This is a genomic window from Phocaeicola sp. RTP21198st1_B8_RTP21198_201120, from assembly GCF_040929485.1.
Lineage (GTDB): Bacteria > Bacteroidota > Bacteroidia > Bacteroidales > Bacteroidaceae > Phocaeicola > Phocaeicola dorei.
The window spans coordinates 1-13,916 of the sequence record NZ_JBCOCI010000020.1 but is presented as its reverse complement, the minus strand read 5'-3'; the positions used below and the strand labels follow the sequence as shown (position 1 = coordinate 13,916).

Here is a 13,916-nt window from a genome sequence, read left to right as displayed (position 1 = left end):
AACTAAATAAACAGCTGATTTTTAATTAATTGTTTAACGGAATTGAATTTGGGGTGTTTTATATTAAAAAATAATATAAGACGTTCCTTTTTCTTTTAACTTATCTATATTTTAACTATCTTACTTCCAGTTTAAAAGCGGACACTGAGATTTTTACTCACATATTGTCTAATTAAAAAACACTTGTTATGGAAGTGAAAAAAACACGAAGAGCCGACCTTGAAAAGGGCAAGTCCCGTTGGCTGTTCATGGGTCTCATTGTGACGCTGTCGTTTATGTTTGTTTCGTTCGAATGGACTGAACGTAATGTAACTTACACGATCAGTGATCTAGTCAGTGACCCGGATTTCTTTGAAGAATTAGTTCCTGTAACCTACAATCAGGATAAACCTCTGCCCCCACCGCCACCTCCGGTTGCCGTCAACCCGGATGAGCTCAACATAGTGGATGATAACTCGACGGAAATAGAAGGCGATATTGCCGCTTCGGACCCTACGGACGCTCCTGTTATTATACCCATTCCTGTTGAAGTACCCGAGGAAGTAGTGGATGAAAATGTGGAATTTGTGGTGGTGGAAGAGATGCCGATGTTTCGTGATGGTACTGCTGATTTGATGAAGTATTTGAGTGAAAACATCAAATATCCTACTGTCAGTGCCGAGCAGGGAGTTCAAGGTAAGGTTGTGGTACAGTTTATTGTGGGTGTTCATGGCGAGATTCTGAATCCGGTAGTGGTGAAGAGCGTGGATCCGTATCTGGACAAGGAAGCAATCCGCGTGATCAGTTCCATGCCAAAATGGAAGCCCGGCAAGCAAAGAGGAAAAGCAGTGAGGGTGAAATACACTGTTCCTGTAGTCTTCAGACTGCAAAATTAAGATTTAATTAGTATGGATGGAGGAAGCGTAATCTCGGGAGAGGACGCTTCCTCTTTTTTTATCTCAAATTATCCTAAGCATAAAGAGATATATACGTTTGCTAATGTATTACTTTATTAAAATATACTTATTTATAAGCTGTGAATAGGTACAACCTAAATTGCATCATGAAAATCTAAATATGGAAAATTAGTTGCAATAACAAGCCTATGATATAATAGGCTGACAATCAAAAGATTTTCATTTTTACTGTTTAATAAAACTTGGGATTCTCTTAGTAAGAGAACCCCATTTCGCTGCAAAGATAACTATAATTCCTTAATATCGAAATATCATCATTAAAAAAAGACCTCAAAATTGGCTTCAAATTCGCGATTGTTTGCAAAATCAAGGTCGAAAGCACTCCTATAAACCATATTATCAGGCATTTAATAAAACTTGGGGTTCTCTTACGAAGAGAACCCCAAAATATAGAGGATATCTGATAGCAAATCTGTTCCTCTTTTTCAAATAAAGGTATGATAAAATGTAATGTTTTGATGGGAACAACAAATGACAATCAAGACATAACGAGCGAAGCGCCTAAGTTACTGCTCTGCAGTTCAATCGCTTCTGCTTCAGACCCGGGGTCAAATGCAGTAACCAAGCCACAGGCTGGAATAGGGAAAGAACACCCTGAACTCTCGTGGTACTATATGTATCTTTCCTATAAGGAACTGAAGCGTTATATTGCAGTCTTCAGTGGCAGAAAAGCAGTAAAGCTCCGTACTTCGGAAGGGATAACCGAGGAATGTTACTTCTGTTTCAAAGTATTTTCTTATACCGAGGCAGGTCATCGGAAACGTTTCGAACAGTGTGATTATACTAAACAAGAGTATGCTGCTCGCCGTGAATCCGCCAGAATCGTGAAGGAAGCCTTTTCCACCGGTTCTGCCTCACAACTCAATGCCCTGACAGATGAAAAGGAAGTACAAAGTAGCGGTTGGTTATTTGTGTGCGCTCCTTTGGAGCAACTTCAGCGCATCTTGTCTGCCATGCTCCCCCGCCAATATCTGGTAACGGACTACGTTACCCATCGTGCTGCGGTCATTCCCCAGTGTCAGATGGAGGAATTCATCTATCTATATGAATCCATGCCCTACAACATTGAACTGTTGAACCGTCCTTTAGAGGCTTATCTTCAGAAGAAACAACGTATTCGCATTACCGGCGGCATCTTTCATGGCAAGGAGGGGTGCATCATGCGGCTGCATCGCAATACAAGGTTGGTGTTCGCTTTTGGAAATATGACGGTGGCTATCAGCTATCTTCATGCTTTTCCGTTCGAAAAGGTGGACTAGGATACATATTATATTCCCTATTTAACTGAATGACAATAATATGTCCAATTCCTTAAAACAAGTAGCGACCAAGGGGGTTCTTTGGAGTTCGATAGAACGCTTTTCTGTGCAAGGTATTCAGTTTGTAATCATGATTATCATGGCCAGACTGCTAACTCCGGAGGATTACGGCCTTGTCGGAATGCTGACCATATTCTTGGCTGTTTCCCAATCATTGATAGACAGTGGATTTTCCCAGGCCTTGATACGTAAACAAAACCGGACAGAAGTAGATAATTCTACTGTGTTTTATTTCAATATAGCTGTCGGTCTTGCACTTTATCTGTTATTCTATATCTCCGCGCCTTGGGTGGCGGATTTTTATGGACTTCCCGAACTTTCTTTAGTGATGAGAGTGGTATGCCTGGGTATAATCTTTAACTCACTGGCTGTAGTCCAGCGTGCACTACTGACAGTCAGGATAGATTTCAAGACCCAGGCAAAGGCATCATTGATTGCTGCTGTTATCTCCGGTATGGCAGGTATCATATTGGCTTATACAGGATTTGGCATATGGGCATTGGTATGCCAGCAACTGGTCAATCTGGGGATAAACACCTTGTTATTATGGATCTTTTCAAAATGGAAGCCCATGAGAACCTATTCCTGGAAATCTTTCAGGGAATTGTTCTCCTTTGGCTCCAAACTGTTGGCGTCCGGTCTGCTGGATACCACTTACAACAATATTTATCCCATTGTCATAGGCAAGGTCTTTTCCGCCGGTGATTTGGGACATTATACACGGGCCCAGCAATTCTCTGTTTTTCCCTCTTCTAATATTACAGGGATACTGCAACGTGTGACTTATCCCGTGCTTTGCAGTATACAAAATGATATTGACAGATTACGGGGAGTGTATCGTAAATTTCTCAAGTTGTCCGCTTATGTGGTCTTTCCTCTTATGACAGGACTTGCAGCGGTTTCCTTTCCGTTTATCCGGATTGTGTTGGGTGAGAAATGGATATTCTGTGCGGTTCTGCTTCAAATCATCTGTTTCTCGATGATGTGGTATCCCATTCATGCCATCAATCTGAACCTGTTACAGGTACAGGGACGTTCCGATCTTTTCCTTCGGTTGGAAATTATCAAGAAGGCGATAGGAGTCAGCATCCTTTGCCTGACCATTCCTCTAGGTCTGAAAACCATGTGCTTTGGGGGAGTGGTAAGCTCCCTTCTTTGCCTGGTAATCAATACCTTTTATACAGGAAAGCTGATACAAGTCGGTTTTATCATGCAGATGCGCGATTTGTTTCCCACTCTGGTGGTTTCCTTGCTGATGTTTGTCCTTGTGTTTTCCCTTCAGTGGATGACTGAGAATCTGTATGCCCAGTTGCTGGGCGGCATCATTTTGGGCAGTGGGTTTTATCTGGCTGTAACAAGGATTCTCCGCTTTCAGGAACTACAGGAACTGTTCTCATTGTTCTCAAAAAGATAAATTTAAAAAAAATGATATGGATAAAAGTTTGATAACAGTAACGTCTCCGTTACTGCCGGACCTTGACGATTTTCACGCAATGCTCAAGGAAATTTGGGCGAGCAAGTGGATAACAAACAATGGTTCTTTTCATAAGCAACTGGAAAAGGAACTGGCTGCTTATCTGAAAGTACCTTTTATCAGTCTTTTCACCAATGGGACACTGCCATTGATAACTGCTTTGCAGGCTTTGAGAATAACGGGCGAGGTGATAACCACCCCTTATAGTTTTGTGGCTACCACCCATGCCCTTTGGTGGAATGGTATCACTCCGGTTTTCGTGGATATCGACCCGTCTACAGGTAATATGGATCCGGATAAGATAGAGGCTGCCATTACACCCAGAACAACGGCCATTATGCCGGTTCATGTATATGGGAAGCCCTGTGATACCGTGCGTATTCAGGAGATAGCCGACAAGTATGGCTTGAAAGTTATTTATGACGCGGCCCATGCGTTTGGTGTGGAAGTAAACGGTAAAAGCATTCTGAATGCAGGGGATATGTCCACACTCAGTTTCCATGCCACCAAGGTTTATAATACGATAGAGGGTGGTGCTTTGGTCATGCACGATGAACAAACCAAGAAACGTATAGACTATTTGAAGAATTTTGGCTTTGCTGATGAGGTGACCGTGGTGGCTCCGGGTATAAACAGTAAAATGGATGAAGTGCGTGCCGTATACGGACTGCTGAATCTGAGGCAGGTGGATTCCGCCATTGCTGCACGTCGTCAGGTTGCCATAAAGTACCGTGAAGCGTTGAGTGGGGTGGATGGTATCACATTCTTTGATGATATGCCGGGCGTGAAGCACAACTATTCATACTTCCCCATTTTTATAGATGCAGAGAAATATGGTATGACTCGTGATGAACTTTATTACAGGATGAAAGAGCATAATGTGTTAGGACGCAGGTATTTTTATCCGTTGATAAGTACGTTCGGTACTTATCGGGCTTTGCAAAGTGCCATGCCTGAAAATTTGATTAATGCGCATCGAATGGCAGATAGTGTTATCTGTCTGCCGATGCATCATGCGTTAGGTGATGGGGATATAAAAAGAGTTTTGGATTGTATAATGTAAATCTTATGAAGAATCTATTGATAATAGGGGCTCGTGGCTTTGGGAGAGAGATATACAATTTAGCATTGGAAAGCATTGGTTATGGTACTGAATTTACAATAAAAGGTTTTTTGGATGATAAAAAGGAGGTTTTAGATGGATATGACGGTTATCCTTCAATTATCAGTTCAGTAGAAAATTATGCGGTGCAGTCAGATGATGTATTTATTTGTGCGTTAGGTGATGTAATTTATAAAAAACATTATGTAGATATCCTTCAGGCAAAGAAGGCACATTTTATTAATCTCATCCACCGATCAGCTACAATTGGTAAGAATACCAATATGGGAATAGGATGTATCATCTGTCGTAATGTAAATATAAGTTGCGATGTTACAATTGCTGACTTTGTGACTTTCCAGCCTTTTGTAACTATTGGGCATGATGCTATTATAGGCAGTTGTTGTCATTTGAACACTTATTCTTTTATGGGGGGATTCTCTCAATTGGAGAATATGGTAACTTTACATACCGGTGCTATTCTTTTGCCACATGTAAAAGTTGAAGAAGGAGCCGTTGTTGGTGCTTCTTCTGTTGCGGTCCGTAAGGTAAAATCGGGAACAACAGTATATGGCAATCCTGCAACATTGCTGAAATATTAAATTTAAGTAATAATGATATGGAAATACAAGATTTTATTCAAAATTTCGCAGACCAATTTGATGACCTATCGAAATGAGTTATATTAAGGGTAATGTTTTGGTTGACTTAGGATATAGTGAAATATTCTTTGAAGTTGATAAATTCAATAAAGCTGTATATAAATTTAATTTAAGAGATCGCGATACAGAACCGTTGGAAAAAATTGCACTTCCTGATGAACGAAAGCGTATTCTTTTCAAGAAAATAATAAAACATAAAGTTATAACATTTTGAATTTTTAATTATGAAATCATTAGAAGAATTTGTAGAGCTCTTTGCAGAGCAGTTTGACGAGACAGATGCAAGTGAAATCACTGCTGATAAAAATTTCCGTGAGTTAGTGGAGTGGTCATCTCTTATCGGTCTCTCAATCATCGCTATGGTCGACGAAGAATTTGAAGTAACTCTCCGTGGTGAGGATATGCGTAAGGCAAACACTCCAGCAGAGCTTTATGAAATTGTAAAAAGCAAACTGTAGTTCATGGAATATAATCCGTATGCCCTTACAGGCAAAACAATTTTAGTAACAGGAGCCTCGTCTGGAATAGGAAGGGCGGTAGCTATAGAGTGTTCCAGGCTTGGTGCTCATGTTATTTTGAGTGCCCGCAACAAAGAAAAGTTAGAAGAAACTCTAAAAATGATGGAAGGCCACGGTCATCAGGTAATTGAGTGTGATCTTAGCAAGGAAAAAGAAGTAAGCCTTCTTATAGATGAAGTACCGGAAATACAAGGGTTGGTAAATAATGCAGGTACCACAATGACAGTACCTGTTCCATTCATCAAATTCAATGTTTTAAGCGACTTGCTTAAAGTGAATACCATTGCACCAATAATGATTCTTAGTGGCCTAGTAAAGAAAAAGAAACTGCGTGCAAATTCTTCTGTTGTATTTACTAGTTCTGTCTCAGGTTTGGGACGTGTAAGTCCAGGTAATACTATGTATGCAGCAACAAAGGGTGCTGTTAGCACTTTTGTAATGGGAGCTGCCAAGGAACTTGCGAGTAAGGGTATCCGTGTCAATGCGGTATGTCCAGGAATGACGGAAACAGATATTATGTCACATCTTGCAGCATCTGAGGAACAATTAGAAGAGGATAGGAAAACATTCCCTTTAAAACGATATGGAAAGCCCGAGGAGATTGCTTGGGCTATTATATATCTTCTTAGCGATGCATCTGCATGGGTTACTGGCACTAATCTGCTAATTGATGGTGGTCGTTGCTTAAAATAGAAGTAGCTAAATTTATTAAATAATATGGCGTTTTTTCAATTCAAGAATATAAAGATTTCAGGTGTAGCAAGTACTGTACCTACAAAGGTTGTAAGAGGTGAAGATTTTTACGATCAGTTTGGTGAGGAAGCAGTGAAGAAGTTTCAGGATTCGACGGGCGTGAAGGAATTCCGTAAGACTTCAGAGTATCAAACAGCATCAGACCTTTGCTATGTGGCAGCAGAGAATATCATCAAGACCAAAAATGTGAATCGTAAGGAAATTGGAGCTTTAGTATTCATTGCTCATAGTACCGACTATCGTAGACCTGCTACAGCATGTGTGCTACACAAGCGTCTGGGATTGGATAAGGATTGCGTATCATTTGACATAAGTCTTGGTTGCTCAGCTTTTGTATATGGTCTTAATGTAGTTTGTTCACTAATGGCTAACTCAGATGTAAACAAGGCTCTGTTACTTGTAGGTGAGTCGTTAACCAAGATGACAAACTCTAAAGATAAGTCTGTGGCAATGCTCTTCGGAGATGGTGGTGGTGCTATTCTGCTGGAGAAAACAGAGGAAAACTCAAGCATCAAAGGCATTCTAAAGACTGATGGTAGTGGCTACAAGTCCATCATTGCTCCTGCTGGCGGCTTCAGAAATCTGAATGCTACAACTGAGAGCTTTACATGGCCTGATGGTAATGTGCGCACTCTCTACAACACCATTATGCAGGGTGAGGATGTGTTTGCATTTACCATTTCGGCTGTTCCACGTACCATCAAGGAGTTTTGGGCTAAGACCGGAACAACAGTTGAGGATTATGATTGTTTGGCTTTCCATCAGGCAAACCAATTTATTAGTAAAATGCTTTGCAAGAAACTGAAAGTAGAACCTACCAAGATGCCTTTGTGTCTTGATCGCTTTGGTAATCCATCTGCTCCAGCCATTCCAATGGTAATTTGTGATGCCTATGGTAAGGACGAAGAGGATAAGGAATTGAACTTCTTGATGTGTGGTTTTGGTGTAGGTCTCTCATGGGGGGTATGTTCAGCTAAGGTTAACGTGAAGGATATTTTACCAATAATCGAAACTGACGAGGTGTTCGAGGAAGGTATTATTAATTGCCCTAAGGATTTTCTTAAAGAGTAATTTGAAAATTAAACGACATGAGCTATATTGAAAGACTTTTAAAAATAACAGACGATTTATCTGAGCAGATTGAAATAGGTAGACGTTTAGTAGTAAGCTATGATAAGGAAATGGTGAAATTCATCATGAGTACTTTTGATAAAATCAATGATTTTGAAAAAAGGACAAATGGTATATCAAAAGAGAATATGCTCTACAAGAGTGCCTATGATTATTGGATGTATGGATTTCGACCAGATCAGCAATTTTATTATCATTTGTGGTTGAAAACTCATGAGGAGAAGAAAACCTATCTCTCACAGATGAAGCAAATGGTTTATGATGCATATTCCAATAGAATGGAGGATATGCACTATTTGGAGGATAAATTCGAAGCATACGAACTTCTTAAGCCTTATTATAAACGTGAGATAATTAAAATTATGTCAAAAGAAGATTTTTCTAAATTCTCAGATTTTGTATCTCGACATAGGCAGTTTGTTTTAAAGCCATTGAGTTTACATGATACATATGGTATAAAGAAGGTTGATATTAGTACCAGCTCAAAGCCATTAGAAGAAATCTTTCTTTCTATTATTAATCCAGGTAAAGAGTTTGTTGGCGATTATACTACTGACGGATATGGACATGTGGGGGCAGTTCTAGAAGAAATTGTTGAACAAGATTCCGAATTTGGGAAAATGAGCCCTAAGTCTTTAAATGTAATTAGAATTGGTACTTTAAGAGCGAAGGGCAAGATCCATCTATTGGGAGCATATACTAAAATCGGTATAACAGATGACCTTATCGTGGGTGAGTCACGTGATGCAATAATGGCTGGTGTTAATCTCCAAACAGGTGTCATTGAAACCAAAGGCTATTATGAAAGTGGAGATACTACTGATGAGCATCCTGTATCACATATCAAGATGATAGGTTTTCAATTTCCGAAATGGGATGAATTATTGGAGATGCTGAATGAAGTAGCAACTAACATGATATCAACTATAAATTATATTGGATGGGATGTAGCATATACTCCTAAAGGATGGGTCATTATTGAAGGTAACTTCTTTGGTCAGCATTTGTGGCAAATTGTGTATGAACATGGCACAGAAAAGGAGGTTGGTGACATTCTTGGTTGGCATATCGAAGATGATAAATATTGGTGGCAATATAATAAAAAGAAGCTTCAAAAGGAAGCTGGTTTTGCTTAATATCTCTGTCTATAAATCTATTCAAACGCCTATATTTGAGAAGAGCATGTTTCGATAACGTGCATCTGCAAGATGTACATTATATAGATTATGAATGACAATACTTCCTGTAAATAATTTTATTCTGAATAGTGTAACCTGCGTCCTCTATTCAGAAGATGTAGATTACTGTATTCTGATAGATTGTGGAGAGTATGAAACTCTAAAACCTGTTCTGGATAGAATTAATAAAAAGGTTAAAGCCGTATTGCTGACTAATGGTCATTCCTTTAATTATGTGAATCGTGGTAAAAAACTTTTTCCTTATGATACACTCGAAGAAAAGGCACGTATTGTTAAAGGAAGTTCTGTTTTCTGCGAGAAAGCTTATGACACAGTTAAGCAGGAGTTATATAAAAATACTTCGGATGACATTTTGCAAGATTATATGTGATAAAAAGGAATTACTTTGCAATCTTCTCCTATTGTAGCTTTCTCGAAAGAAGAAGAGGAATGTTTCTTGAATGACTGGAATAATGATGGTAAGAGGAAAATTTGTGACAAAATTTTAGTACGAGCTGTGTGGACAGGACTGATGGATGAAACTTCAAAAAATGATATGGATTAAGAATTAAATGATTTTTATGTATATATTTGATAAACAGTCTATTATATTTCACGTCATACGCATATGTACTTGTGTACATGAAGCTGGTGAAAATAAAATTCCTGCATATAAGCAAATTCATGAAACAGAATCGTCTCGCAAAGAACGAAACTCTAATCTGGAACTTTATCGGATCATTGTGATGCTGCTTATTGTGGCCCATCACTATGTTGTCAATTCCGGCTTAATGTCTGTGATGAAAGAGGAACCACTTCATATCCAGTCCATATTTCTTTATTTATTTGGAATGTGGGGGAAAACAGGTATCAATTGCTTTGTGATGATTACCGGTTATTTTATGTGTAAATCCCATATCAGCTTACGAAAATTCATGAAGCTGTTGTTTGAGATTTATTTCTATAACCTTATTATTACAGGCACTTTTCTGCTTACGGGATATTGCAGTCCTTCTTTCAGTACTGTTTTTTATGCATTGGTACCGATACAAAGTTTTGGAGTGAATTTTGTGGCGTGCTTCGTGGTATTCTATTTGTTGATCCCTTTTCTTAATCTTTTGATACAAACCATGAACTCTAAGTTGCATTTACGGCTTATTCTTCTTTGTCTGTTGGTGTATAGTGTGATAGGTACTATACCTAAGATCACTTTGGGAGTAAATTATGTCTCATGGTTTGTCGTGTTGTATTTCATAGCTTCTTATATTCGTCTTTACAGATTTCCAATAAAAATATCCAATAGGAATTGGGGATGGTTGACCTTGTTGTCTATATTGATTTCTATGGCAAGCGTGGTGTTCATGGCGTGGTTGTCCACTGTCTTTGTTAATAAAAATATACCTGTGTTTTGGTTTGTGGCTGATAGTAATCATATTATGGCTCTGGTTACTGCTCTTTGCTCGTTTATGTTTTTCAAGGACCTGAATATAAGATACAGTAAAGTGATAAATTTGATTGGAGCAAGTACTTTTGGTGTGCTTCTGATCCATGCAAATAGCGATATTATGCGACAGTGGCTGTGGCAGGACATTCTCAATAACGTGGGTCAATATGGTACAAATACCATGGTTCTTCATGCTATTTTGAGTGTAATTGCAATTTTTGTGATTTGCATTTTGGTTGATATGCTGCGGATGAGGTTTGTAGAAAAACCATTGTTTAATAAGTGTGTAAATAAACTATAATAAATATGATACAAAAAGATAGTCCATTGGTTACTATTCAATGTCTTACGTATAATCATGAGCCATATATACGTCAATGCTTGGAAGGCTTCGTAATGCAGCAAACAGATTTTTGTTTTGAAGTAATTGTTCATGATGATGCTTCTACTGACGGAACGGCTAATATTATACGGGAATATGCTGAAAAGTATCCTAATATAATTAAACCTATATTAGAAAGAGAAAATCAATGGTCGAAGAAGGATGGAAGTTTGGAGCGAATAATGAATGAACATACACATGGGAAATATATAGCTTTATGTGAAGGGGATGATTATTGGATAGATCCATATAAATTACAAAAGCAAGTGGATATAATGGAAAATGATGAAAAGGTGGGGTTTGTTTATTCGGCTTTTAACACTGTTGATGTCTTAGGTAAATTATATGTTAATGATGTTTCTGAAAGAAATATGAAGAAATCATTTTCTGGTGATATTTTTTGCGAATTGTTGAATAATAATTTTCCTCAAACGTTAACTGTATGCTTTCGTAAAGATTATTGGTCTGACTATTTAGAACAGAAGTTTGCAGGCTATGATTATTCATTATTTCTTTTTATTGCAGGTAAAAGTCTTTGTTATTATCTAAATGAAAAGACAGGATGCTATAGAATACATCCTACTGGTATTATGCAATCAGGAGGAGTACCGAGGCTTTGGAGTAATAATGCTTTTCTTTTTGCCGCTAGTTGTTATTATTCAGGTTATTTTTGGCGTCGATCATATAGTACTGATTTGAGAATTAGATTTTGTATTATTAAACGCTTAATAAAGATTATAATAAGACACAATTATTCTTTCAAATTAAACCAAGTATTGCTTTTTAAAATACTAGAATTAATGCTTAAACCTGTAGCTAAACTTGTAAAGAAACACTGATGTAATGTTGATCTGGTTAATCTTTTTGTTTTTTGTTTGTTTTTCAGTACATTCGCAACGCTTCATACTTCCTGCTTTTTTTAGTATTGTTACATGTTTACCGTATTATGTGCGTTTAGGACCGATTTCATTGTTCGCAGGAATTTGTTTATTCATCTATTGTTATGGAGTAGTGTCTAAATATAGAATAGAAACATTTTTTGTTAATAAGTGGATTAAATATTTTCTATTATATTATGTCGGAAGTAGAGTAATGATTGCTCTGCTTGGGGAACAAACGATTCCTTTGTCCCAACAAATCTCCCACTTAAAAGGTGTTATACCTTTAATCGCTATTTGTCCAATTTTCTATTTAGGTGAAAAAGGGGATTGTAAGTATGTATACAAATGTTTTAGGATCTTATGTTTTGTTGTATGCTTATATGGAGTGTATGCTTATTCGGTTAATTCTAATCCATATTTAGAATATATCTCTCAGTATTTTGATGATAAAATAGCTTATTTAGAATCTGCAAATCGTTTTATAAACGAAGAAAGAGGTGGATTGCATGGACGATTATCTGGAATAACCTTTAATCCAATACAATATGGAATATTATTAGTTGTATTGGGATATATCCCTTTATTTAATATTATTGTACGAAAACAAAATAATTTGGGTGATTTATTTGTCATAATATTAATTTTTTTAAATATGTTTTTAACGGGGTCAAGAGGCCCTTTATTTGCTTTTTTCTTTCCTGTTTTGTTTTTATTCTTATCGTCATTACCACCAAAGCGACGTTTACTTTTTTTGTTTATAGTAGGAGTTTTAATGGTTTCTATAATATATTTCCCTGTATTGGAAAAATATGCTCCTTTTGTAAAATCTTTTATTTTAATATTTGATTCTTCTTCTTCAGAAGCTGCAAATATAAATGGTTCATCTGTTGAGGGAAGATTGGGGCAATTAATTGCAACTATATTTTTAATAAATTTAAATGTAAAGACATTTTTGTTTGGACATGGCTATGGCTATGTTGCTTATTTTTTGGAAAATGGAGAAAAGAATGCTTTGACAGGAGAGTTTGAAGGGGAACTATTAAGTTCATTATTAAGCTATGGGATAATAGGGACAATTATTATCATGCTATTATCATATTATTTTTGTTTTTATTTAGTCTTCTATTTATATAGAAAACAGCAAATAACAATGGAAGCTAAAACTTTTTTGGTTTTGTATATTATTTCAAAGTTTTTATTTAGCTTTCTTGTAGGTGCGGCTAGTGAGCATTTGTGGTATATCTGTTTTTTATTCTTTTGTGCACAGTCAATATTTATAAATAAAAAAAATGTATAAGAAAGCAAGAGTTATAGCGTTTTATTTACCCCAATATCATCCGATACCAGAAAATGATATGTTTTGGGGAAAAGGATTTACAGAATGGACAAATGTTGGAAAAGCAAAACCTTTATTCAAAGGGCATTATCAGCCTAAAGTCCCAGCTGATTTAGGATACTATGATTTAAGGTTACCTGAAGTAAGGGAAGAACAAGTAAATTTAGCTAAGTATGCAGGTATTGAAGGTTTCTGTTATTGGCATTATTGGTTTGGATCCGGCAAGGAATTATTAGAGAGGCCTTTTAATGAAGTTGTTAACTCTGGACATCCTAATTTCCCTTTCTGTTTAGGTTGGGCAAATCATACATGGTCCACTAAAACGTGGTCTGCGTCTAATTCTCAATTTAAAGAAACTGTAATAATGGAACAAACATATCCAGGAGAAGAAGATTATAAATTGCATTTTAATACATACTTAAAAGCATTTAAAGATTCCCGATATATAAGGGTTGATGGGAAATTGTTATTTGTCATTTTTTCTCCTTTATCAATACCCAATTTTGTAGAAATGAAAAGGATTTGGAATAATTTAGCAATGGAGAATGGGTTGAAAGGTTTCTATTTTATTGGTATTGCTGAAAATTATACAGTAACCAATAATACCACGAGTCATTCTATAAAAAAACGATATACATATTCTTCTTTGGCTAAAAAGGCAGAGAGTGTATATAATAATTTATTTGAGAAAGGATTTGATGCTGTAAATTCTAGGGGTAGTAATAGAGCACAAGTATTATCTGATTCTCCTTTGGTATATTATTTTAAGAGGTTTATGAT

General features: G+C 37.0%; 16 protein-coding genes. All 16 read left to right on the top strand.

The annotated features are described in order from the left end of the window. The first annotated feature begins 188 nt into the window (after positions 1-188). Positions 189-875, top strand: a complete 687-nt coding sequence (locus tag AB5935_RS09975; protein WP_007845504.1) for an energy transducer TonB — start codon at positions 189-191, stop codon at positions 873-875. Between the two features lie 539 nt (positions 876-1,414). Next, positions 1,415-2,215 carry a hypothetical protein gene (locus tag AB5935_RS09970; protein ID WP_007842915.1) on the top strand — a complete coding sequence of 267 codons (801 nt, stop codon included), beginning with the start codon at positions 1,415-1,417 and terminating at the stop codon, positions 2,213-2,215. A 40-nt stretch (positions 2,216-2,255) separates the two neighbouring features. Beyond that, positions 2,256-3,689 carry a lipopolysaccharide biosynthesis protein gene (locus AB5935_RS09965; RefSeq protein ID WP_038609642.1) on the top strand — a complete coding sequence of 478 codons (1,434 nt, stop codon included), beginning with the start codon at positions 2,256-2,258 and terminating at the stop codon, positions 3,687-3,689. A 16-nt stretch (positions 3,690-3,705) separates the two neighbouring features. Beyond that, complete coding sequence (locus tag AB5935_RS09960; protein ID WP_038609645.1) at positions 3,706-4,812, top strand: DegT/DnrJ/EryC1/StrS family aminotransferase; 1,107 nt, start codon at positions 3,706-3,708, stop codon at positions 4,810-4,812. Between the two features lie 5 nt (positions 4,813-4,817). Then, positions 4,818-5,453, top strand: coding sequence for an acetyltransferase (locus AB5935_RS09955; protein ID WP_038612290.1), 636 nt, complete (start codon positions 4,818-4,820; stop codon positions 5,451-5,453). Positions 5,454-5,526: 73 nt separating this feature from the next. Beyond that, complete coding sequence (locus tag AB5935_RS09950) at positions 5,527-5,727, top strand: hypothetical protein (RefSeq protein WP_038609648.1); 201 nt, start codon at positions 5,527-5,529, stop codon at positions 5,725-5,727. A gap of 10 nt (positions 5,728-5,737) precedes the next feature. After that, positions 5,738-5,971, top strand: coding sequence for an acyl carrier protein (locus AB5935_RS09945; RefSeq protein WP_038609651.1), 234 nt, complete (start codon positions 5,738-5,740; stop codon positions 5,969-5,971). 3 nt (positions 5,972-5,974) lie between these two features. Next, positions 5,975-6,724, top strand: a complete 750-nt coding sequence (locus AB5935_RS09940; RefSeq protein ID WP_038609654.1) for an SDR family NAD(P)-dependent oxidoreductase — start codon at positions 5,975-5,977, stop codon at positions 6,722-6,724. 24 nt (positions 6,725-6,748) lie between these two features. Then, complete coding sequence (locus AB5935_RS09935) at positions 6,749-7,855, top strand: 3-oxoacyl-ACP synthase III family protein (RefSeq protein ID WP_038609657.1); 1,107 nt, start codon at positions 6,749-6,751, stop codon at positions 7,853-7,855. Positions 7,856-7,872: 17 nt separating this feature from the next. Further along, entirely contained in the window at positions 7,873-9,051 is a 1,179-nt protein-coding gene (locus AB5935_RS09930; RefSeq protein WP_038609660.1) for a sugar-transfer associated ATP-grasp domain-containing protein, read from the top strand. Between the two features lie 94 nt (positions 9,052-9,145). Beyond that, the gene (locus AB5935_RS09925) at positions 9,146-9,484 is read left to right on the top strand and encodes an MBL fold metallo-hydrolase (RefSeq protein ID WP_038609663.1); all 339 of its coding nucleotides are present in this window, start codon (positions 9,146-9,148) and stop codon (positions 9,482-9,484) included. A gap of 15 nt (positions 9,485-9,499) precedes the next feature. Beyond that, complete coding sequence (locus tag AB5935_RS09920; RefSeq protein ID WP_165861708.1) at positions 9,500-9,658, top strand: hypothetical protein; 159 nt, start codon at positions 9,500-9,502, stop codon at positions 9,656-9,658. A gap of 16 nt (positions 9,659-9,674) precedes the next feature. After that, a complete protein-coding gene (locus AB5935_RS09915; RefSeq protein ID WP_227235724.1) occupies positions 9,675-10,838 on the top strand; it encodes an acyltransferase family protein in 1,164 nt (387 codons plus the stop codon). Positions 10,839-10,933: 95 nt separating this feature from the next. Continuing rightward, positions 10,934-11,758 (top strand): glycosyltransferase, encoded by an 825-nt coding sequence (locus tag AB5935_RS09910; protein ID WP_229045460.1) that lies wholly within the window; start codon positions 10,934-10,936, stop codon positions 11,756-11,758. 253 nt (positions 11,759-12,011) lie between these two features. Then, positions 12,012-13,097: an O-antigen ligase family protein gene (locus AB5935_RS09905; protein WP_038609668.1), complete on the top strand. Its 1,086-nt coding sequence runs from the start codon at positions 12,012-12,014 to the stop codon at positions 13,095-13,097. Continuing rightward, a partial coding sequence (locus AB5935_RS09900) for a glycoside hydrolase family 99-like domain-containing protein (RefSeq protein WP_368327415.1) occupies positions 13,090-13,916 on the top strand: 827 nt, incomplete at its 3' end. The genes AB5935_RS09905 and AB5935_RS09900, both read left to right, overlap by 8 nt.